Source organism: Polaromonas sp., assembly GCF_016185115.1.
Lineage (GTDB): Bacteria > Pseudomonadota > Gammaproteobacteria > Burkholderiales > Burkholderiaceae_C > Polaromonas.
Genome location: NZ_JACPOF010000004.1, coordinates 473,329 through 494,998, shown reverse-complemented (window position 1 = coordinate 494,998; position 21,670 = coordinate 473,329). Strand labels below are relative to the sequence as shown.

The window sequence follows — 21,670 nt, the reverse complement described above, 5'->3', positions numbered from 1 at the left end:
GGAGTCAGGCGTTCAGGGCCTGCAGCAGCTCTGTTTCGATGGCGATCTGCGCCTTGTTGTGCTGCAGTTCCGGTCCATCAATCAGGAAGGTATCTTCCACCCGCTCGCCCAGCGTCGTGACCTTGGCAAGTTGCAGGTTGATGTGGTGCTTGGCCAGCACGCGGGCGATGAGGTAGAGCAGGCCCGCACGGTCGCTGGCAGAAACGCTGAGCAGCCAGCGCTGCGCCTTTTCATCGGGCCTGAGGTCCACGCGCGGTGCAATCGGAAAGCTTTTGACCCGGCGTGAAATCCTGCCTTTGCCCGGTGGAGGCAGTGGTCCGGGGGTTTCGATGGTCCGGTCAAGGTCAGCCTCAACCATGGCCGCAAGCTCCCGGTAATGGTCGCTCAGGTCAGGGTTGACCACCTGGAAGGTATCCAGCGCGTAACCGTTCTTGGCGGTATGCACCTTGGCATCAAGAATGCTGAACCCGGCCTGGTCAAAGTAACCGCAGATGCGGGCAAAAAGATCCGATGCGTCCGGCGTGTAGACGAGCACCTGCATGCCTTCACCCGCCGACGACCGCCGCGCACGCACGATGGCTTTGGCCTTGCCCACATGGCGTGACAGCTGGCGTGCGTGCCAGGCGATGTCGGATGCGTCGTGGCGCATGAAATAGCTGACGTCCAGCGTGTCCCAGAGCGCCTTGTGCGCCTCAAACGGCTCTGCATGCAAAGCGAGCGTGGTCAGTGCCTCGCGTTTGCGTGACTCGACTTCTGCATCTGCATCGGGTGCGCGGCCACCCAGCACGCGCAGGGTGTAGCGGTACAGGTCTTCCAGCAGCTTGCCTTTCCAGGCGTTCCAGACCTTGGGGCTGGTGCCGCGAATGTCTGCCACCGTCAGCAGGTAAAGAGCTGTCAGGTAACGCTCGTTGCCCACGCGTCTGGCAAAGGTGGCGATGACTTCCGGATCGCTGAGGTCTTCCTTCTGCGCGATGCGGCTCATGGTCAGGTGTTCGCCGACCAGGAACTCTGCCAGTTTGGCGTCTTCAGTGGCAATGCCGTGCTGGCGGCAGAAGGTGCGCACGTCCTTGCAGCCGAGCTCGGAATGATCGCCGCCGCGGCCCTTGGCAATGTCATGAAAGAGCGCGGCGATGTAGAGAATCCAGGGCTTGTCCCAGCCGGCGGCAAGCTGCGAACACATGGGGTATTCATGCGAGTGCTCGGCCATGAAGAAGCGCCGCACATTGCGCAGCACCATCAGGATGTGCTGGTCCACCGTGTAGACATGGAAGAGGTCGTGCTGCATCTGCCCCACGATCTTGCGGAATATCCACAAATAGCGGCCCAGTACAGAGGTCTGGTTCATGAGCCGCATGGCGTGTGTGATGCCTTCGGGCTACTGCAATATCTGCCTGAAGGTGTTGCGGTTGACCGGGTCATTGCGGAACTTCGCCGTCATCACGCCGCGCGCGTTGTAAAGCGCACGCAGGGTGCGTGCCGACAGGCCCTTGATGCCGACATCGGTCTCAAAAAGCAGGAAGGTTTCAAGAATCGCGTGCGGCTCGCGCACATAGAGGTCGTCATTCGCGACTTCCAGCATGCCGGCCTTGTCCAGAAAACGCTCGTTGATGACGCGTGGCGGGTAATTGCTTGGGTTGAGGCGCTCTTCGATGTTGAGCAGCAGGATCTGGTTGAGCTGGGTCACTGCCTTGGCCGCCCAGTAATAACGCTTCATCAGCGCCTCGCTGGCCCTGCGCGGCACCTTGCTGCCATCGTCGGCCTCGGCCGAATACCCGAACGATTCCGCTACGGCCGTCTGCAGGTCAAACACCAGCCGGTCTTCGCGGCGGCCTGAAATGACGTGCAAACGTGCCCGGATCAGGCTGAGCAGGGCCTCGTTGGTCTTGATCTGGCGGACTTCAAAAGCCGTGGCCAGCCCGCTGCGCGCCAGTTCATCCCACGACTTGCCCAGGCCGGCCGCCCTTGCCACCCAGAGCACCACCTGCAAATCGCGCAGGCCACCCGGGGACTCCTTGCAATTGGGCTCCAGTGAGTAGGGCGTATTTTCAAACTTGTTGTGCCGCTGGCGCATCTCCAGCGTCTTGGCGACAAAAAAGGCCTTGGGGTCCAGCAGCGCATCAAGCTTTTTACACAGGCGGGTGAAATTCTTCTTCTGCCCGGCGATCAGGCGCGCTTCCAGCAGGGAGGTCTGTACCGTGACGTCCTTGGCCGCTTCTTCGGCGCAGTCGGCAACGGTACGGACACTGGAGCCGATTTCAAGGCCGCTGTCCCAGCAACTGCTGATAAAACTTTCAATTTTGGCCTTGAGCGCAGGGTCCTGCTCCACCCTGGCGTCGTCCGGCAACAGCAGCAAAACGTCCACGTCCGAGTGGGGGAACAACTCACCGCGGCCAAAACCGCCGGCAGCCACGAGGCAGGCCGATGGCGGAAAATCTGCAATCTGCCAGAGCAGTTGCAGCGTGGCATCGGTGTGTTTCGCAAGCTTTTGCAACAGGCCGTGAATGCCGCGCGTTGACGAGCCGCTGGCGGCCAGGGACTCAAACAGTGCGGTCTTGCCGGCGCGATAGTCCTCGCGCACCTTTGCCAGGTCGGTCATGGCCTGATGTTTGATGCCTGCAGCGGCATCAGGCGCCAACGGCCTGGGCGACCTGCTGGCGCGGCACAAAAGCAGGCGTTTCAGGGCTGCCTGCGGACATGGTCAGCACTTCGTAGCCCGTCTCGGTCACGAGTATGGTGTGCTCCCATTGGGCGGACAGCGAATGGTCACGCGTGACGATGGTCCAGCCGTCTTTCTCGGGGCCGTCCTTGATGTCGCGCTTGCCGGCATTGATCATGGGCTCAATCGTGAAAGTCATGCCGGGCTTGAGTTCTTCCAGCGTGCCGGGGCGGCCGTAATGCAGCACCTGCGGATCTTCATGGAATTTTTTGCCTATGCCGTGACCGCAGAATTCGCGCACGATGGTAAAACCCTGGCTCTCGGCAAAGGTCTGGATGGCAAAACCGATATCGCCCAGGCGCACGCCAGGCTTGACGCGCATGATGCCGTGCCACATGGCTTCGAAGGTGACGCGGCACAGGCGTTTGGCAGCGATGGAAACATCACCAATCATGTACATGCGGCTGTTGTCGCCAAACCAGCCATCCTTGGTGATGACGGTGACATCAATGTTCATGATGTCGCCTTTTTTAAGCGGCTTGTCGTTCGGAATGCCGTGGCAGACCACGTGGTTCAGGGATGTGCAGAGGGAGGCGGGGTAGGGCGGGTAACCCGGTGGCTGATAGCCCAGTGTGGCCGAAACCGTGCCCTGCACGTTGACCATGTAGTCGTTGGCCAGCTTGTCGATTTCGCGGGTCGTCACACCGGCTTTGACAAAGGGGGTCAGGTAATCAAGTACTTCCGAAGCCAGCCTGCAGGCCACCCGCATGCCTTCGATTTCTTCCGCGTTTTTGTACGTAATGCTCATACCCTGATTATCCCACTGTGTCCTGCCCATTTGGCGACTGAGGATTTGTCGAAAAGAGCCCCGAAATGGTGCCATGGTGCGCTGGTAAAATTCAGGGTTAACGCGCACCTGCATCCGATGGTGCCTAACCCGCAGGGCAGTTCCGCTGCCCGCCACAACATTCAAGGCCACCGCTACCGTGACCCTGCACCTGACGACTTTTGAGGGCGTGCCTGCGGGCATCAATGCCCTGAGCGATTTCCGCGTCCAGCAACTTCTCCCCCGCCTGCAAGCCATACACGACAAAATCAGCGGCATCCAGGCCCGTTTTGTCCATCTGGTGGCGACCGACGCGCTTCCCGACGAGGTCGAAAAGACCCGGCTCGCGGCTTTGTTGACCTATGGCGAACCGGCGCCCGTCCCCCCCACCAGCGCCGTGGTGGGATCGATTTTTGTGGTGACGCCGCGTTTCGGCACGGTGTCGCCCTGGGCCTCCAAGGCGACCGACATTGCCCGCAATTGCGGCCTGGCGGTCCGCCGCATCGAGCGCATCACCGAGTACCACCTCTCGTTCAAGTCGCAATTGCTGGGCAAGGCGAGCCTGAGCGACGAACAGCGCCAGCAGATCGCCGCCTTACTGCATGACCGCATGACCGAAAGCGTGATGTCAGACCGCGCAGAAGCTGCCGGGCTGTTCACCGAACTGCAGGCCGCGCCGCTGCAAACCATTGATGTGCTGACTGGCGGCAAGGCTGCGCTGGAAGCCGCCAACAGCGAGTTCGGCCTGGCTCTGGCCGTTGATGAAATCGACTACCTCGTCAATGCCTTCACCCAGCTCAAACGCAACCCGACCGACGTCGAACTGATGATGTTCGCCCAGGCCAACAGTGAACACTGTCGCCACAAGATTTTCAACGCCGACTTCACGATTGACGGCGTGCCGCAGGACAAAAGCCTGTTCGGCATGATCCGCAACACCGAAAAGCTCAACCCCCAGCACACGGTGGTGGCCTATTCGGACAACGCCTCCATCATGGAAGGCAGCAAGGTCGAGTACTTCCACGCAGCCGAGAAAGACGGCCTGCAAACCTACAGCGCGACCGATGGCACGCTCATGCACGTGCTCATGAAGGTGGAGACGCACAACCACCCCACGGCGATTTCGCCTTTCCCCGGTGCTTCAACCGGCGCAGGCGGCGAGATTCGTGACGAAGGCGCCACGGGTCGCGGCTCCAAGCCCAAGGCTGGCCTGACCGGGTTCACGGTGTCAAAACTGTTCGATGGCGACTACGGCAAGCCCGAACACATCGCCAGCCCGCTGCAGATCATGACCGAAGGCCCGCTGGGTGGCGCAGCCTTCAACAACGAATTCGGCCGGCCCAACCTTGCCGGTTATTTCCGCGAATATGAACAGACGGTGGGCGGCCAGCGCTGGGGTTATCACAAGCCCATCATGATCGCCGGCGGGGTCGGCACCATCGATGCCGGCCTGACGAAGAAGATTCTTTTCCCGGCCGGCACCTTGCTGATCCAGCTCGGCGGCCCGGGCATGCGCATCGGCATGGGCGGTAGTGCGGCAAGCTCGATGGCGTCGGGTACCAACGCGGCCAGCCTGGACTTCGACTCGGTACAGCGTGGCAACCCGGAAATCGAACGCCGTGCGCAGGAGGTCATCAACCGTTGCGCGCAACTGGGCGCGGCCAACCCCATACTCGCCATCCACGACGTGGGCGCGGGTGGTTTGTCGAACGCCTTTCCCGAACTGGTCAACGATGCAGGGCGGGGCGCACGTTTCGACCTGCGCGCCGTGCAACTGGAAGAAAGCGGCCTTAGCCCCAAGGAAATCTGGAGCAATGAAAGCCAGGAGCGCTACGTGATGGCGATTGCGCCGGAGTCGCTGGCGCAGTTCCAGGCCTTCTGCGAACGCGAGCGCTGCCCGTTTGCGGTGATCGGCACGGCGACGGAGGAAAAGCAACTGGTGCTGTCGGACAACGATGCCGCCGCGCCGGTAGATATGCCGATGAACGTGCTTTTGGGCAAACCGCCCAAAATGCATCGCGATGTCAAAACCATCACGCCAACGATCAAGCCCATAGACCTGACCGGCGTCGATCTTCAAAAAAGCGTGATCGACGTGCTCAGCCACCCGACGGTGGCCTCCAAGCGCTTCCTCATCACCATTGGCGACCGCGCCGTGGGCGGCCTGACGCACCGCGACCAGATGGTCGGCCCATGGCAGGTGCCGGTGGCCGATTGCGCCGTCACGCTGGCCGATTTCAAGGGTTTTGCCGGCGAGGCCATGAGCATGGGCGAACGCACGCCACTGGCCGTCGTCAACGCTGCCGCATCAGGCCGCATGGCCGTGGCCGAGGCCATCACCAACCTGCTGGCCGCACCGATTGAGCTGCCAAGGGTGAAACTGTCGGCCAACTGGATGGCGGCCTGTGGCGAGCCTGGGCAGGATGCCGCGCTGTACGAAACCGTTAAAGCCGTGGGCATGGAGCTTTGCCCGGCGCTGGGCGTGTCGATCCCCGTCGGCAAGGATTCGCTGTCGATGCGCACGGTCTGGAAGGATGAGGACACCAGCAAAAAAGTGACCTCACCGGTGTCGCTCATCGTCAGCGCGTTTGCGACCCTGGCCGATGTGCGGGGCACGCTCACGCCACAGCTCAACGCCGAAGAAGCCGACACCACGCTGGTACTGATAGACCTGGGCAAGGGCCAGAACCGCATGGGCGGCTCCATCCTGGCGCAGACGCTGGGCAATGAAGACGGCGCCGTGCCTGACCTGGATGACGCCAAAGACCTGGTCAACCTGGTCAATGCCATCAATGCATTGCGCGCCAAGGGCTACATCCTGGCCTATCACGACCGCAGCGATGGCGGCCTGCTGGCGACCACCTGCGAAATGGCATTTGCCGGCAATGTGGGCGTTTCGCTCAACATCGACATGCTGCTGGTCGAAGGCGACGGCATCAGCGACAGCCGCATGGACAGCGGCGACACCAAGAATTGGGCCTTGCAGGTGGGTGCACGGCGTGAAGAACTCACGTTGAAGGCGCTGTTCAGCGAAGAGCTGGGCGCCGTCATCCAGGTGCGCACCGACATCCGCAATGAGGTCATGCAGGTGCTGCGCGAGCATGGTTTGTCAAAGTACAGCCATTTTGTCGGCAAGACCCGGCCCCAACACGCCTCACTCGAAGTCGGCAAAGGCGAGATCCAGGTCTGGCGCGACACCAAGGCTGTCTTCAAGGCATCCCTGCAGGACCTGCACCAGGTGTGGGATTCGGTCAGCTGGAAGATATGCCAGCAGCGCGACAACCCGCAGGGGGCAGATGCCGAACACGCTTCGGTAGGCGACCCTGCCAATCCCGGCCTGAATGTTCACCTGACATTCGAGCCCACCCAGGCTCCCCAAGCCCCAGGCTTGAACCTCTCCCGCCCCCGTGTGGCCGTGCTGCGCGAGCAGGGCGTCAATTCCCATGTCGAGATGGCTTACGCGTTCACCGCCGCCGGTTTTGAGGCGATTGACGTTCACATGACCGACCTGCAAACCGGCAGGGCACAGCTGGCCGACTTCAAGGGCGTGGTCGCCTGCGGCGGCTTCAGCTACGGCGACACCCTGGGCGCCGGCATAGGCTGGGCGCGCTCGATTTTGTTCAACGAGGTGCTGTCAACACAGTTCAAGACCTTCTTTGGCCGCCAGGACACCTTCGGCCTGGGCGTGTGCAACGGCTGCCAGATGTTTGCCGAACTGGCGCTCATCATCCCCGGCGCAGACGCCTGGCCGCGCTTCACGACCAATCGCAGCGAGCGTTTTGAAGCCCGCCTGAGCCAGGTCGAGGTGCTGGATTCACCAAGCCTGTTCCTCAGCGGCATGGCCGGCAGCCGCCTGCCCATTGTGGTAGCGCATGGCGAGGGTTTTGCCAATTTCGGCAAAGAGCAGGGCGGCCGCGGCGACCCGGGCAAAGCCATTTCGGCGATGCGTTTTGTCGACAACCATGGCCAGCCGGCCCAAAGCTACCCGGCCAACCCCAACGGCAGCCCGGGCGGCCTGACGGCAGTGACCACGGCAGACGGACGCTTCACGGCCATGATGCCGCACCCCGAGCGCGTCTTCCGCAACATCCAGATGAGCTGGACGCCGCTGGACGCCAGCGCGCACAGCCCGTGGATGCAGCTGTGGCACAACGCGCGGCGCTGGGTGGGGTAGGCAATTCTGTGGGCGATGAGTAGCTGCTATTGATTTTGTAGCTGCTCACGTGCGTGTTCATTGGTCTGGAGCCTGATTTGGCACATCAAATTGCTCCAAATGTTAATATATAAGTTAACAAATCGCGACGCCTAATGGAGAATTTCCCAAAATGTTAAGTTGCAACTTAACATTTTAAGCCTCATGAGGCCATTTTCAGGCATCAAAAATGCCCGCAGCCCAATAAACACATGCGCAGGCAGCTATAAAATACATAGCACTTGCCAGCGCGCGGGAGTTACATCTTGCAGCTGGACGCGTCACTGGCCGTGATGGCTGTCCCAATCGTCTTCACCGTCTGGTTGTAGAGCTCTCCGCTGTTGGACTTGACGACATTGCGCAGGTAGTTGTTCTGTATGGGGCTGTGGTCCGTGTTGAACCTGAAGGGGCCGCGGGGCGTGTCCAGCTTTACGTTTTCAAGCGCCTTTCGAAAGGCTGCCTTGTCCTCAATCTTTCCTTTGACGGCCCTGACGGCGGCGTCAATGATCAGCGCGGTGGTGTAGCCCTGTTCGTTGTACATGCTTGCAGGGCGCCGATATTCTTTCAGGAAGGCGTTGCTGAACTGCTTGTTGGCGGCATTCGGCAAATCCAGGCTCCAGTGACCGCCGCTGACGACCCCGGCAATCGGGTCGCCGACCGAGCTGATGGTTTCCTCATCTGCCAGTGGGGCACTGCCCAGCAGCGGGATGGACTTCAACCCGGCCTGCACGTATTGTTTGATCAGGTTGGTGGCCAGCGGCCCAAAGGCAAAAGCGTAGACGGCATCCGGCTGTGCAGCGCGGATCTGGGCCAGTTCGGCGTTGAAATCAAGCGTTTGTGGCTTGAAATAGGTCTCGCCGACAACCGTGCCGTTATAGCCCTTCTTGAAGGCTTCGAGATGTTCGCGGCCCACCGGCACGCCGACACCCAGGATATAAACCTTTTTGTAGCCGGCCGAAGAGACGTATTTGCCCATTGACTCGTTCGTGGCGACTATGTTCCAGCCGGTGTTGAAGTAATAGGGCGAGCACTTTGCGCCTCCGAAATCCCGCGGACCGACGTTGGAGTTGATGTAGAAGATCTGCTGTTGCGCCGCAATCGGGGTGACGGCGTTGATCACGCCAGAGGCGAGCATGCCGGTCAGCAGGTCGATTTTGTCGCGCTTGACCATGCGGTCAAACACCTGCTTGCCGACTTCAGGGTTTCCCTGATCATCGCCGGTGATGATCTCAACGGGCAACCCGCCCAGCTTGCCATCCAGTTGCTTGACGGCGAGGTCGAATCCCGCTTTCTTTTCCTTTGAGGCTGCAATGGTGGGCGCCAGGCTGGCAGTGGCCAGAAAGCCGATACGGATTTTGTCGGCCGCCCACGCGCAAGGCAGGGCGCAGGCCATCAGGGTTAATGCGAAGAGGGGGGCGCTGGGTTTCATGGATGTCTCCTGGTTGTGGTTTTAAAAGCGCATGCGTTGGACACACCTGCGCATGTTTCCATTCATGACGCGGTGCTTATGGCTGCGGCGTCTTCCTGCACCGCGTTCTCGCTGCGGATCATGCTCTGGAGCAGGCGCCGGGCGCGCACACCGGCCCCGTCGCTGGGCAGCAGCACAGGTTTCATGGACCAGAAGTCGCGCTCGCCCATGGCTACCTGTTGCGCCTGCAGAACCGGCAGGTCTTCGGTCTCAAAAGGCTTGCGCAGCCATTCGATGTTCTGCGCCGCCAGCGCACGGCCGTTGTCGCCCAGGCTTTTCGGGAAACTGATGCCGAACCAGTAATGCGTGGTGGCCTGCGTTTCCGGGGTGAAGACGTGCGCCACCTGGACCTCGCGCCCGGCGTCACGCGCTTGGCCGGTCGGCGTGAACCCTGTGGTCAGCAACATGTTGGCAGGCGCGTTCCACCGCACATCGAGCCAGCGGTCGACCGCCTGGCCTGGCGGCACACCGCGCAGGCGCTCAAGCTCCTCTGTCAGGCGCTCACCCTGTGTGAAGCGTTTTGAATGCACCACGTTGCCGTTTTGCACAACCTCAATCTGGCCTTTGGCCACTTCATCACTGCCGAGCGAGCTTTGGTGCAGAAATTCGATATGGCTCAGGTCCAGGATGTTGTCGGTTTCCAGCTGGTAGTTGGCCTTGACGTGCAGGTAGTCCTGACCGACGTAGTGCGACGCAGGGTCAAAGCCTGAAAAGTCGGGCACCAGGCCAGTGTCTGCCAGTGCCGGGTCGCCCATCCATATCCAGGCAAAGCCATGCCTTTCGGCGACCGGGTATGCGTGCACACATGCCGCACGCGGGACCAGGCCATCGCCATGCGGGTTGTGGACACACATGCCCTGGTCGTTGAACACCAGCCCGTGGTAACGGCAGCGGATCTGGTCGCCCTCCAGCGTGCCCAAATGAAGCGGAACAAAGCGGTGGGGGCAGCGGTCTTTCAGCGCCCGTATCGTCCCGCCGGCGTTACGAAACAGGACGATGGGCTCATCCAGAAAGATTCTGGAGACCATGGTTTGGGTAAAGCTGCTCGCCCATCCGGCGATATACCAGGTGTTTCGAAGAAATTCCATGTGGTTTGAAGGGATCTGTCCGGATGGCTGCAATCCGGAGACTTTAATGAGCCTCCTAGTATTTGTAAAATAGAAATATGAAATTCAACTCATCAACTTCACTGATGACTAAATGAACCCACTCGGACGCCCGATCACCCGGCAAATCGACCTGAACCTGCTCGAACTGCTAGACACGCTCCTCAAGACCCACAACCTCACCGAGACTGGGGCGCGGCTGGGCCTGTCACAGCCTGCGGTGAGTTACGGGCTTGCCAAATTGCGGGATACCTATGGAGATGTACTGTTCATTCGCGGCCGGCGCGGTGTGCACCCAACGCCCCTGGCAGAACAATTGGCCGAGCCGATCGCGCAGGCTCTTCAACTTGTACGGTCCACCGTCGAGAAAGTCCCTTTCACACCTGAAACTGCCCGGCACGCTTATCGGGTGGGCATGACGGACATTGGGGAACGCTACTTTCTTCCGCGACTTTCACAATGGCTTGGAAGCCATGCGCCCGGCATTTCCGTGGAGGCGATGTCGCCCACGCTGGAGGAGCTGGGCGATGGCCTGGCGTCCGGCGATATTGACCTGGCTTTGGGTTTTATCCCGGGTATGGGCAAGCAGGTGTGCCGCCAGCCGCTGCTCAGCGAAAGGTTTGTCTACATCATGGGCAAGCATCACCCTGCCGCGGGGGATGTGCTGGATGCCAGCCAGATGCAGGCGCTACGCCATGTGGTGGCCGGACCGTCCGGCACGCGGCATCTGGCAGCCATAGAAACCGTGTTGATGAACCCCAAGGTCAGGGCCAACATCGTTTTGCGCGTCAAGAGTTTTCTGTGTGTGGGGCCGATTGTTGCGGACACCGACCTGGTCGGCATCCTTCCAAGCCACCTCGCGCACCTGATTGCCCCGCACCTTGGCCTGGTCGTCAAGGAGCCGCCCGTGCAATTCGAGCGCCTGGATATCTCGATGTACTGGAACCGCCGGTTTCAGCAGGATGCCGCATCCTGCTGGCTACGGAAAACAGTGACGGACCTGTTTTCTGAAAGTGCCGAAGCCTGAAAACAAAAACGCGGCTCAAGGCCGCGTTCGTGGTGGTGGAAAGGCGCCGCTTACTCGACTTTGGCCTTGTCGCGCAGGCCCTGCTGGAAGCCGGCCAGGCGTTGTTGCTCCATCTGCTGGGCAATCTGTGGCTTGAGTTCCTCAAACGGCGGGACCTGGGCATTGCGGATGTCGTCCACGCGGATGATGTGATAACCGAACTGGGTCTTCACCGGGTTTTCGGTCGTCTGGCCCTTGTTGAGCTTGAGCATGGCTTCAGAAAACTCGGGCACATAGCTGCCGGGATTGGCCCAGTCGAGGTCGCCGCCGTTGGCGCCTGATCCGGGGTCCTTGGACTGCTTCTTGGCGATGTCTTCAAACTTGCCGCCTTTTTTCAGGCTGGCGATGATGGCCTTGGCATCGGCTTCCTTCTCGACCAGGATGTGGCGCGCCTTGTATTCCTTGCCGCCATTGGCTGCTGCGAACTTGTCGTACTCGGCTTTCAGTTCTGCATCGGTGACCGGGTTTTTGGCCTGGTAGCTGGCAAACAGCGAGCGGATCAGGATGGTCTGGCGGGCCAGTTCCATCTGCATCTTGTAGTCGTCGCTGGTCGACAGGCCCTGCTTTTCGGCCTCCTGCATGAAGACTTCGCGTGCGATGACTTCCTCGCGCAACTGAGCCTGAATTTCCGGGGTGATTGGCCGGCCACCTTTGGCGATCTGCTGGGCCAGCGCATCAAGGCGCGCCTTGGGCACGGCCTTGCCGTTGACGATGGCGACGTTCTGCGCCAACGCGCCCTGCGAGGCAAAAGCGAGCATGCCTGCCGCAACGGTTGCCAGTAATACCTGCTTCTTCATAAATGTCCTGTGGTCTCTGTTAAATATTTAAACGGGTGTTTCGATGATCTCGATGGCCAGTGCGTGCAGGCCCTGGTCGATGAAATTTTGCAGTGCATCATACACAAGCCTGTGCCGCGCCACGCGGGACTTTCCGGCGAAAAGCGGGCTGGCAATGCGGATGCGAAAGTGGGTGCCGAAGCCCTCTGCATTGGCGCCCATGTGACCGGCATGAGCCGCGCTTTCGTCAATAACTTCCAGCGCCGTCGGCTGCAAGCTGGCAATCAGTTGCCCTTCAAGCGCTTTGGCATGAATTGGGAGCACAGCGCTCATGGGGCGGGGTCCTGCTTGATGTGCTTGTTCAGGTACACCGCCTGTGCCAGCACAAACACCACCATCAGGCCCATGCCGCCAAACAGCTTGAAATTGACCCAGGTGCTGGTGGGGAAGCTGTAGGCCACCCAGATGTTGATGACACCCATCACCGCGAAAAACACCACCCAGCTCAGGTTCACGGTGCGCCAGACGGCATCAGGCAGGTTCATCTGCGTGCCCATGAGGGACTTGATACCGTTTTTCTTGAACACCAGTTGCCCAATCAGCAGGGCGGAACCCATGACCCAATAAAGCACTGTGGGCTTCCACTTGATGAAGCTCTCGCTGTGGAAATAGATGGTCGCGCCGCCCAGCACCGTGACCAGCGCCAGGCTGACCCAGAGCATGGTGTCAACCTTCTTGCGCATGGCCTTGAGCCAGATGATTTGCACCAGCGTGGCAATGATCACCACGACTGTTGCCAGAAGCACGGGTGCCTCCGCAGGCCCAACAACGCCACCAGACACCATAAAGCCCAGCCAGTCGGTAGCGGTCGCCGCAGCCCATTCCTTGTTGCCTTCGGCGTACTTGAACATGCCGAAGAAAAGGACGATGGGCAGGAAATCGAGAAGAATTTTCATAAACTGATTATCAGCCGTGAAAGAAGGAAGTCTTCGCAAGCAGGGGCCGCGGGACTGGCTTTGCCAGACCGCAGGCGCAGCGGCCCCCTCGGGGGGCAGGGAGCTACACGCAGTGAGCGACCGTGGGGGCTCATTTCGGCTTGAAGTCTAGCGATGCCGAGTTCATGCAGTAACGCAGGCCGGTTTCCGTCGGGCCATCCGGGAACACATGGCCCAGGTGTGCGCCGCAGCTGGCGCAGACGGTTTCGGTGCGTGTCATGCCGTATTTGCGGTCTACATGCTCTTCGATGGCGCCGGGTACGGCCAGGGAGAAGCTGGGCCAGCCGCAGCCGGCATCAAACTTGGTGTCTGAATCGAACAGTTTGGCGCCGCAGCAGATGCAGTGGTAGCTGCCGTCGGCCCAGACGGCTTCATATTTGCCTGTAAAGGCGCGCTCTGTTCCAGCATGGCGGGTCACTTCAAAAGCGACGGGTTCTGCGCCTTTTTCGGCCAGTAAGGCTTTCCATTCGGCATCGGTTTTCTGGATTTTGTCGCTCATGTGGTGTCCTTAAAACAGTTCAGGAACTGCAGCTGATTTCGATGGAAGAGGCCCAGTCAGGGGGGAACCCGGCTTTGGCTTCGTGCGCTGGATGCTCCCCAAATGGGGATTGCAGCAAGGCCTGCAAGGTATCGACCCCGGAAAAGTCCTTGAGTTTCGCAGCGCGTATGGCTTCTTCGCCCAGGTGGTTGCGCAGCACGAATTTCGGGTTGGTTTTGAGCATGAGTTCAGACCGCGCCGCTGCATCCAGCAGGGCGATGCGCTCCGAATATTGCTGGGCCCACACGTTGAAGGATTCGCGGTCAAAAAACAGGTCACGCACCGGCTCATGGCCGCTCTGGGGCGTGAAGCTGCACAGGCGGCGCCAGAAGATGGTGTAGTCCACCTTGTTGCCGGCCAGCAGCTTGAAGGTGCTGTCAATCAGGCCCTTGTCGTCCTCATGCACATCGGGAAGGCCCAGTTTGGCGCGCATTCTGGCTTCAAGCGCAGCCGGGAAGATGGCCTTGTAAGGCTCAAGCGCCGCCAGCGCCTGCTCCTGGTTGTCCATCAGCGGCAACAGGGCCTGACCCAGGCAAAACAGGTTCCAGTAGGCGATGTTGGGCTGCTTGTTGTAGGCGTAGCGGCCCTGGTTGTCTGAATGGTTGCAGATATGGCCGGGGTCAAATGCGTCGAGAAACTGGAAAGGCCCATAGTCAATCGTCAGGCCCAGGATGCTCATGTTGTCGGTATTCATCACGCCGTGGCAAAAACCGACGGCCTGCCAGGCGGCCATCAGGTGGGCCGTGCGTTCGCTGACAGCTTCCAGCAGCGCCGCATAAGGCTGCGCAGCATCGCGGCAGGCCGGGTAGAAGTTGTCGATGACGTAATCGGCGAGCTGTTTCAGCTCTTCATGCTGGTCGTTATAGCTGAAATGCTCGAAGTGCCCGAAACGGATAAAGCTGGGCGCGGTACGGGTGACGACGGCGGCGGTTTCGATCTCTTCGCGGCGCACCTTGTCGTCCGAGCCCGTGACGCACAAGGCGCGCGTGGTCGGTATGCCCAGGCCGTGCATGGCTTCGGAGCACAGGTATTCACGGATGGATGAGCGCAAAACGGCCCGACCGTCGCCCATGCGGGAGTAGGGCGTGATACCTGCGCCCTTGAGCTGGACTTCAATATTGCCGGAAGGCGTGTCAAGTCCGCCGAGAAGAATGGCCCTGCCATCGCCCAATTGACCCGCCCACTGGCCGAACTGGTGGCCGCTGTAGACGCTTGCCAGCGGCTTCGAGCCCTCGTCCACACGATTGCCGGTGAAGAGTTCGAGGGCTGAATCGGAGCCAAACCAGTCTGCATCCAGGCCCAGTTCGCGCGCCATCGCCAGGTTGCGGCTGACCCAATAGGGCTCGCGCAGGGGGGAGGGTTGCAGTGTCGTGAAAAACGCCGGGCCCAGACGTGCAAATTGGTTGTTCCACTGGAGACTGGTGGATGTGTCGGGATTGGTGGCGAGGGCGGTAGTCATTGCTGGATTGTCTTGTGGTGCTGGCGGCCCTGCAGCTGTGGGGTTAAGCCGGGTTAAGCTGGATTAAGGCCCGATGGGGTGGGGTGGCCAGACCCGGTGGTGTCTTTGGGAACGGCATGCGCCGGGGTGTCACTTGAGACCGCGTGCGCGTTCAGGGCCTGCTCATCCAGCATGGTCACGCGCCCCAGCGCGAGTGACACCAGGCCCTGCTGCTCCATGGATTTGAGTGCGCGGTTCACGGTTTGGCGGGACAGGCCCACCAGGTGGCCGAGCTCCTCCTGCGAGAGCACCAGCCTGCGCCGCCCCTGCCAGAAGATGCGGCTGAGGTAAAGCGCGACCCGTTCTTCAGGCGAGCGCAGGCGGCCGGCTTCAATGATGGTCATGGCCTGGCCAAGGCGTTTGTTCAGGTGCGCGACGAGAAAATGATTAAAGGGCAGGCAGGTGGCCATCAATTCGTCAAAAATGGTCCGTGACAGGCAAAACAGCTCGGTGTCGCGCAGTGCAATCACGTCGTAACGGCGCGGCTCGGGTTTCAGCGCCGAGCCTTCACCAAACCACTCGCCGTCAGGCACGCCGATAAATGCAGAAACCCGGCCCTTTGGGGAACTGCTTTGCAACTTGACCAGGCCAGACAGGACGGCGTACCAGCCCTCCACCTCACCGCCAGCGCGCAGCAAAACGTCTCCCTTTTTGCCCTGGCTCGTGAAAACACCTGCAGTGACCAGTGCCTGCTGGCCGGCAGGCAATTCGCGGAACCATGGCTGCGCCTTGAGAAACTGGCCGGACGCGGTGCTGGGAGTATCAAATGACATGGGCGTATTTTCCGCCTGTTTCGGCACTCAGGGTAAACACGGTGCAGTTGTCGAGATGGCGACAGGTTTTGCGTTTTGCCCGATGCCGCATGACACTTGCCAACGCAAATCAACAGGGTTTTTCTTGTCTGTCACCAGCTTGTGAGCCATTACGATTCGAGGGTCTGAAACCAATGCTTTCCAAGGAGTTCCCATGCTGGGATTAATGCAAAGTCAGCCGCTGCTGATTTCGGGGCTGATTGAATTTGCCGAGCGCCACAACGGCGATGCTGAAATCGTCTCGCGCCGTGTCGAGGGCGATGTACACCGATATACCTACCGAGATGCGGCCAAACGTTCGCGCCAGGTTGCCAATGCACTGGACGGCCTCAAGCTCGCCTTCAGCGACCGTGTTGCCACGCTGGCCTGGAACGGCTACCGCCACTTCGAGCTGTATTACGGCGTCAGCGGCTCAGGCCGGGTACTGCACACCATCAACCCGCGCCTGCACCGTGACCAGATCGCCTGGATCGCCAACCATGCCGAAGACCAGGTGCTGTTTTTTGACCTGAGCTTTTTGCCCCTGGTACAGGCCGTGCATGCCAGATGCACCAGCATCAAGCATTACATCGCCATGTGCGATGAAGACAAGCTGCCCAAGGACTCGGGCGTGCCCAACCTCATCAGCTATGAAAAGCTCATCGCCGCGCAGTCCAGCGATTACAGCTGGCCTTCGTTTGACGAGAACACCGCGTCCAGCATGTGCTACACCAGCGGCACAACGGGTAACCCGAAAGCCGCCCTGTACAGCCACCGCTCCAGCACGCTGCACGCCTATGCCGCAGCGTTGCCAGACGTGATGAACCTGTCCGCACGCGACTCCGTGCTGCCCGTGGTGCCCATGTTCCACGTCAATGCCTGGGGCATTCCTTACTCTGCCGCGCTGACAGGTTGCAAGCTGGTGTTCCCCGGCCCCGCGCTTGATGGCAAATCGGTTTATGAACTGATCGAGTCCGAAGGCGTGACTTTCGCCGCCGGTGTGCCGACTGTCTGGCAGATGTTGCTGGGACACATGAAACCCGCCAACCTGCGTTTCTCAAAACTCAAGCGCACGGTGATCGGCGGCTCGGCCTGCCCGCCGGCCATGATCACGGCCTTCCAGGACGACTACAAGGTCGAGGTGTTGCATGCCTGGGGCATGACCGAGATGAGCCCGCTGGGCACGTTGTGCACGCTGAAGAACAAGCACGACGCCTTGCCTGAGGCCGAAAAGATGAAGATTCGCCTCAAGCAGGGGCGGGCGATTTACGGTGTGGACCTGAAGATCGTCGACGCCGGGGGCAAGGAACTGCCATGGGACGGCACGACCTTCGGCGACCTCCACGTCAAAGGCCCGTGGATAGTGCGCGAATATTTCAAGGGCGAGGGCGGTGACCCGCTGGTGAACGGCTGGTTCCCGACTGGCGATGTCGGCACCATTGATGCGGACGGTTACCTGCAGATCACCGACCGCAGCAAGGACGTCATCAAGTCCGGCGGTGAATGGATCAGCTCGATTGATGTCGAGAACATTGCGGTGGCGCATCCCGCCGTGGCGATGGCGGCCTGCATTGGCGTGGCGCACCCCAAGTGGGACGAACGCCCCATCATTGCGGTGGCGAAGAAGCCGGGCATGGATGTGTCGCGCGACGAACTGCTCAAGTTTTACGAAGGAAAGACTGCCAAATGGCAGATACCGGATGATGTGGTTTTTGTCGATGCGATCCCGCTGGGCGCGACCGGCAAGATCCTCAAAACCCGTTTGCGCGAAATGCTCAAGGACTACAAACTGCCAACAGCTTGAGTTGTGCGCAGACCTAGTCGCAACAGAGACATCGGCTAGGGCAATCCCTGACACTTTGCGTGAGTTTTTGCCCTAACCTCTGCCCCGTGTGACGTTGATTTGCAATAGTTGATTTTTAAATATTCAGGAGACAAAGCATGACGACCCAGACCTATTTTGTACGCCGGCATTTCGGCATCGCGGTGGCCGCGTCTGCCATGCTGTACGGCAGCCTGGCATTCGCCCAGGCGCCCGCAAAACCGGCTGCTGCAGCACCGGCCAAAGCTGCCGCGCCAGCAGCCGCTGCAACGGGAGCCGTCAACCTCAACCAGACCGTCAAGATCGCATGGCTTGACCCGTTGTCCGGCCTGATGGCTGCCGTGGGCGCCAATCAGCTCAAGGGCTTCCAGTTCCTGGCCGAGCAGTTCAGCAAAAAGAACAAGGCTGGCGTCAAGTTCGAGATCATCGGCATCGACAACAAGCTGAGCCCGCAGGAAACCACCAACGCGCTGAAGTCGGCCATTGACCAGGGCGCACGTTACGTCGTGCAGGGCAACGGCTCCGGCCCTGCGCTGGCCATCATGGATGCGCTGTCCAAGTACAACGAACGTAATCCTGGCAAGGAAGTCGTCTTCCTTAACTACGCGGCCGTTGACCCTGACCTGACCAACAGCAAGTGCGATTACTGGCACTTCCGCCTTGATGCAGACACCTCCATGAAGATGGAAGCGCTGACCGCCTTCATGAAAGACCAGCCAGAGATCAAGAAGGTCTACCTGCTCAACCAGAACTACTCCCACGGCCAGCAGGTCGCCAAGTTCGCCAAGGCCAACCTGGCCAGCAAACGGCCTGATGTCCAAATCGTCGGTGAAGACCTGCATCCACTGGCCCAGGTGCGTGACTTCGCACCCTACATCGCCAAGATCAAGCAGTCCGGGGCAGACACTGTCATCACCGGCAACTGGGGTTCTGATCTGTCCCTCATGATCAAGGCGGCGAATGAAGCCGGCCTGAGCAATGTCAAGTTCTACACCTACTACGGTGGCGTGACCGGCACGCCAACCGCCATGGGCGGCGCCGCTTCGGCTGGGCGGGTTTACATGGTGTCGTACTTCCACCCCAACATGGGCGGTGACATCCAGGCGCTGCAAAACGACTACAAGAAGAAGTTCAATGATGACTTCTACACTGGCGCCATTTATCACGCCTTCACCATCCTGACCGAAGCCATGGCCAAAGCCAAAAGCACCGACGCGGCAACTGTTGCCAAAACGATGGAAGGCATGCGCTTCAAGAGCTTCAATGGTGAAGTCGAAATGCGCAAGACCGATCACCAGCTGCAGCAGGGCCTGTTCATCGAGCGCTGGGACAAGGCCGGCGGCAAGTACCCTGTAGACGCTGAAAACACCGGCTACACCTTCGTTCCACTCAAGTACTATGAGCCCTACGTCGCCAGCACGCCTACGTCCTGCCAGATGAAACGGCCTTCATAGGCGAAGTAGACAGCTCTTACGTTCAATGGAGCAAGGCCCTTCCCGGGCCTTTTTCTTTATCCCTTCAGGCGCTCATTCATGAATCTTGAGTTCTTCACCATCTCGCTGCTCAACGGCTTGAGTTACGGCCTGTTGCTGTTCATGCTCAGCTCCGGCCTGACCCTGATCTTCAGCATGATGGGTGTGCTTAACTTTGCGCACACCTCTTTTTATATGGTTGGTGCCTATATTGCCTACAGCCTGTCGCATGTCATCGGCTTCTGGTGGGCATTGCTGGTAGCGCCTGCAATGGTATTTGTCATCGGTGCGCTGTTTGAGCGCTACTGCCTGCGCCGGGTGCACCAGTATGGCCACGTGCCCGAACTGCTGATCACGTTTGGCCTGTCCTATCTTTTGCTTGAGCTGGTACAGCTGATCTGGGGCCGTGCAGCCGTCAATTACGAGTTGCCGGTGGGCCTGCAGGGGCCGCTGTTCACTATTTTCGGCACCAACTTCCCGAAATCCCGCGCATTCATCATGCTGCTCTCACTGTTCATGCTGCTGAGTATCTGGCTGCTGCTGACGCGTACACGCATAGGCCTGGTCATACAGGCTGCACTCACACACCCAGAAACTGTGGAGGCACTCGGCCACAACGTGCCGCGCGTCTTCATGCTGGTGTTCGGCGGCGGTGCTGCGCTGGCAGGTCTCGCCGGTGTCATCGGAGGCAATACCTTTGTGACAGAACCCGCCATGGCCGGCTCTGTGGGCGCCATCATCTTCGTGGTCGTGGTGGTGGGCGGCATGGGCTCGCTCTCGGGTGCCTTTCTCGCATCGCTGCTGATCGGCCTGTTGCAGACTTTTGCAGTGGCGATGGATCAGTCCATGATCACGCTGCTGGCCCAGTTCAAGGTGGCCGTCACGCCTGAAACCTTTGGCTACCCCTTGCTCAAGCTCACCATCTCGCAGACGGCGCCCATCCTGCCGTTCGTGTTTCTTGTGCTGATTTTGATATTCCGGCCGAAGGGCCTTCTTGGTACAAGGGAAGGCTAAACAGATGTCCGCCAAGTACTACGAATTCAAGCCCCTGAACGTCGGGCGCTGGATACTCTGGACGCTTTACGCCTTGCTGCTGATTGCAGCGCCGCTGATGTTCAAGAGCAGTCTGTCGCTCACCATGCTGTCGCAGGCAGGCTACCTGGTGATCATCTGCCTGAGCTACAACATTCTTCTGGGGCAGGGCGGCATGCTCAGTTTTGGACATGCCGTCTACGCCGGGCTGGGCTCCTTTCTTGCCGTGCATGCGATGAACATGGCCGCAAAAGGCACCATCTATCTTCCACTCCCGCTGATACCGCTGATTGGTGGGCTATCCGGCCTGTTTTTTGCCGCGCTGTTCGGTTATGTGACGACCAAAAAGGCCGGTACGACCTTTGCCATGATCACGCTGGGCGTGGGTGAACTGGTGTTTGCAATGTCGCTGATGTTCCCCGAGTTTTTCGGCGGCGAGGGCGGCATCACCACCAACCGTGCTTACGGCAAGCCCCTGTTCGGCATCACCTTCGGACCGCAGATACAGGTTTACTACCTGATTGCCGTGTATTGCTTCATTTGCACCGCCGCCATGTTTGCCTTCACGCGCACGCCGCTTGGCCGCATCCTGAACGCGGTACGCGACAACCCCGAACGGGTTGAATTCATCGGCTACAACACGCAGAAGGTGCGCTATTACTCCTTCATCATTGCCGGCTTTTTTGCGGGTATTGGCGGCGGGCTGGCAGCCATCAATGCCGAAATCGTGACCTCTGAAGTCGTCAGCGGCGTGCGCTCGGGCAGCCTGCTGCTGTTCACCTTCCTGGGCGGCGCGACTTTCTTCTTCGGCCCCATCATCGGCGCGGGCCTGCTGGTGCTGGCGCTCATCCTGTTGTCAGAATTGACCATCGCCTGGCTGCTCTATGTCGGCCTGATTTTCCTTTTCATGGTGATGTATGCACCGGGCGGTATTGCCAGCCTGATCATGATGAATCTACGCGTCGCCAGCTTTGGTCGCCTGAAGGAGTTGTGGGTGTCCTACCTCGGTCTTGCAGTCACTGCGCTGGTGGCGCTGGTGGGTGCTGCTGCGATGGTCGAGATGCTGTACCACCTGCAGCTCAATGCCGCGCTCGGCCCCGAGCTGGCCTTTATGGGCGTGAAACTGAATGCGCTGGGCCTGAACAGCTGGTTTGGCGCAGGTTTTGTGCTGGTCACTGGCCTGGGCACGTTTGAATTGATGCGACGCAACTTCCTGGTGCAATGGGGTGAGATACAGAATGACATCGAGAAGGAAATCAAGCGCAGGGAATCCCTATGAGCCCCCACGCTCGTCACTTCGAGCCTGCGGCGCGCTGCCCCTTTCATGGGTCTTGGGGCGCTGCGCCTGCGGCCCGGCAAAGCCGGTTCCGCGGCCCCCGCTTGCCGGGACAACGCGCTGACCACGCGCAACACAGCATTCTGGCCGGGCGGA

15 protein-coding genes and 1 pseudogene are annotated in these 21,670 nt (G+C 60.1%); 6 read left to right on the top strand and 10 right to left on the bottom strand.

Features of this window, described 5'->3' with window-relative positions; translation table 11 throughout:
• Window positions 1–4: 4 nt before the first annotated feature.
• Window positions 5–2,596, bottom strand: a pseudogene (locus tag HYX42_RS03075) ([protein-PII] uridylyltransferase).
• Between the two features lie 28 nt (window positions 2,597–2,624).
• Entirely contained in the window at window positions 2,625–3,464 is an 840-nt protein-coding gene (map, locus tag HYX42_RS03070; protein WP_293399412.1) for a type I methionyl aminopeptidase, read from the bottom strand.
• A gap of 178 nt (window positions 3,465–3,642) precedes the next feature.
• Here map and purL point away from each other — a divergent pair, with 178 nt between their 5' ends.
• Window positions 3,643–7,656, top strand: a complete 4,014-nt coding sequence (gene purL / locus HYX42_RS03065; RefSeq protein ID WP_293399409.1) for a phosphoribosylformylglycinamidine synthase — start codon at window positions 3,643–3,645, stop codon at window positions 7,654–7,656.
• A gap of 277 nt (window positions 7,657–7,933) precedes the next feature.
• On the opposite strand, the gene HYX42_RS03060 is transcribed toward purL, so the two are convergent.
• A complete protein-coding gene (locus HYX42_RS03060; protein WP_293399407.1) occupies window positions 7,934–9,103 on the bottom strand; it encodes an ABC transporter substrate-binding protein in 1,170 nt (389 codons plus the stop codon).
• 62 nt (window positions 9,104–9,165) lie between these two features.
• Window positions 9,166–10,230, bottom strand: a complete 1,065-nt coding sequence (locus HYX42_RS03055) for an aromatic ring-hydroxylating dioxygenase subunit alpha (protein WP_293399405.1) — start codon at window positions 10,228–10,230, stop codon at window positions 9,166–9,168.
• Window positions 10,231–10,342: 112 nt separating this feature from the next.
• On the opposite strand from HYX42_RS03055, the gene HYX42_RS03050 reads away from it, so the two are divergent.
• Complete coding sequence (locus tag HYX42_RS03050; RefSeq protein WP_293399402.1) at window positions 10,343–11,275, top strand: LysR family transcriptional regulator; 933 nt, start codon at window positions 10,343–10,345, stop codon at window positions 11,273–11,275.
• Between the two features lie 50 nt (window positions 11,276–11,325).
• Here HYX42_RS03050 and HYX42_RS03045 read toward each other — a convergent pair whose 3' ends face one another.
• The 6 genes from HYX42_RS03045 to HYX42_RS03020 form a co-directional block, all read right to left on the bottom strand.
• Window positions 11,326–12,111 (bottom strand): peptidylprolyl isomerase, encoded by a 786-nt coding sequence (locus tag HYX42_RS03045; protein ID WP_293399400.1) that lies wholly within the window; start codon window positions 12,109–12,111, stop codon window positions 11,326–11,328.
• 27 nt (window positions 12,112–12,138) lie between these two features.
• Entirely contained in the window at window positions 12,139–12,423 is a 285-nt protein-coding gene (locus HYX42_RS03040; RefSeq protein WP_293399397.1) for a BolA family transcriptional regulator, read from the bottom strand.
• Window positions 12,420–13,046 (bottom strand): septation protein A, encoded by a 627-nt coding sequence (locus tag HYX42_RS03035; protein WP_293399394.1) that lies wholly within the window; start codon window positions 13,044–13,046, stop codon window positions 12,420–12,422. Before HYX42_RS03035 ends, HYX42_RS03040 begins: the two co-directional genes overlap by 4 nt.
• 130 nt (window positions 13,047–13,176) lie before the next feature.
• Window positions 13,177–13,584 carry a peptide-methionine (R)-S-oxide reductase MsrB gene (msrB, locus tag HYX42_RS03030; protein ID WP_293399390.1) on the bottom strand — a complete coding sequence of 136 codons (408 nt, stop codon included), beginning with the start codon at window positions 13,582–13,584 and terminating at the stop codon, window positions 13,177–13,179.
• A 19-nt stretch (window positions 13,585–13,603) separates the two neighbouring features.
• A complete protein-coding gene (locus HYX42_RS03025) occupies window positions 13,604–15,082 on the bottom strand; it encodes a YdiU family protein (RefSeq protein WP_293399387.1) in 1,479 nt (492 codons plus the stop codon).
• 53 nt (window positions 15,083–15,135) lie between these two features.
• Window positions 15,136–15,894: a Crp/Fnr family transcriptional regulator gene (locus HYX42_RS03020; RefSeq protein WP_293399384.1), complete on the bottom strand. Its 759-nt coding sequence runs from the start codon at window positions 15,892–15,894 to the stop codon at window positions 15,136–15,138.
• A 193-nt stretch (window positions 15,895–16,087) separates the two neighbouring features.
• Here HYX42_RS03020 and HYX42_RS03015 point away from each other — a divergent pair, with 193 nt between their 5' ends.
• From HYX42_RS03015 to HYX42_RS03000, 4 genes are all read left to right on the top strand, one after another.
• Complete coding sequence (locus HYX42_RS03015; RefSeq protein ID WP_293399382.1) at window positions 16,088–17,716, top strand: 3-(methylthio)propionyl-CoA ligase; 1,629 nt, start codon at window positions 16,088–16,090, stop codon at window positions 17,714–17,716.
• Between the two features lie 137 nt (window positions 17,717–17,853).
• Window positions 17,854–19,188, top strand: a complete 1,335-nt coding sequence (locus tag HYX42_RS03010) for a branched-chain amino acid ABC transporter substrate-binding protein (RefSeq protein ID WP_293399380.1) — start codon at window positions 17,854–17,856, stop codon at window positions 19,186–19,188.
• 78 nt (window positions 19,189–19,266) lie between these two features.
• Window positions 19,267–20,220: a branched-chain amino acid ABC transporter permease gene (locus HYX42_RS03005; protein WP_293399378.1), complete on the top strand. Its 954-nt coding sequence runs from the start codon at window positions 19,267–19,269 to the stop codon at window positions 20,218–20,220.
• Between the two features lie 4 nt (window positions 20,221–20,224).
• Complete coding sequence (locus tag HYX42_RS03000; RefSeq protein ID WP_293399376.1) at window positions 20,225–21,517, top strand: branched-chain amino acid ABC transporter permease; 1,293 nt, start codon at window positions 20,225–20,227, stop codon at window positions 21,515–21,517.
• Window positions 21,518–21,670 lie beyond the last annotated feature (153 nt).

What these genes read in the sequence shown, in the direction of transcription:
- HYX42_RS03000 (WP_293399376.1), top strand. Translation starts at nt 20,225, where the DNA reads ATGTCCGCCAAGTACTACGAATTCAAGCCCCTGAACGTCGGGCGCTGG.
- HYX42_RS03040 (WP_293399397.1), bottom strand. Translation starts at nt 12,423, where the DNA reads ATGAGCGCTGTGCTCCCAATTCATGCCAAAGCGCTTGAAGGGCAACTG.
- msrB (WP_293399390.1), bottom strand. Translation starts at nt 13,584, where the DNA reads ATGAGCGACAAAATCCAGAAAACCGATGCCGAATGGAAAGCCTTACTG.
- HYX42_RS03015 (WP_293399382.1), top strand. Translation starts at nt 16,088, where the DNA reads ATGCTGGGATTAATGCAAAGTCAGCCGCTGCTGATTTCGGGGCTGATT.
- HYX42_RS03050 (WP_293399402.1), top strand. Translation starts at nt 10,343, where the DNA reads ATGAACCCACTCGGACGCCCGATCACCCGGCAAATCGACCTGAACCTG.
- HYX42_RS03035 (WP_293399394.1), bottom strand. Translation starts at nt 13,046, where the DNA reads ATGAAAATTCTTCTCGATTTCCTGCCCATCGTCCTTTTCTTCGGCATG.
- HYX42_RS03025 (WP_293399387.1), bottom strand. Translation starts at nt 15,082, where the DNA reads ATGACTACCGCCCTCGCCACCAATCCCGACACATCCACCAGTCTCCAG.
- HYX42_RS03010 (WP_293399380.1), top strand. Translation starts at nt 17,854, where the DNA reads ATGACGACCCAGACCTATTTTGTACGCCGGCATTTCGGCATCGCGGTG.
- HYX42_RS03020 (WP_293399384.1), bottom strand. Translation starts at nt 15,894, where the DNA reads ATGTCATTTGATACTCCCAGCACCGCGTCCGGCCAGTTTCTCAAGGCG.
- map (WP_293399412.1), bottom strand. Translation starts at nt 3,464, where the DNA reads ATGAGCATTACGTACAAAAACGCGGAAGAAATCGAAGGCATGCGGGTG.
- HYX42_RS03055 (WP_293399405.1), bottom strand. Translation starts at nt 10,230, where the DNA reads ATGGAATTTCTTCGAAACACCTGGTATATCGCCGGATGGGCGAGCAGC.
- HYX42_RS03005 (WP_293399378.1), top strand. Translation starts at nt 19,267, where the DNA reads ATGAATCTTGAGTTCTTCACCATCTCGCTGCTCAACGGCTTGAGTTAC.
- HYX42_RS03045 (WP_293399400.1), bottom strand. Translation starts at nt 12,111, where the DNA reads ATGAAGAAGCAGGTATTACTGGCAACCGTTGCGGCAGGCATGCTCGCT.
- HYX42_RS03060 (WP_293399407.1), bottom strand. Translation starts at nt 9,103, where the DNA reads ATGAAACCCAGCGCCCCCCTCTTCGCATTAACCCTGATGGCCTGCGCC.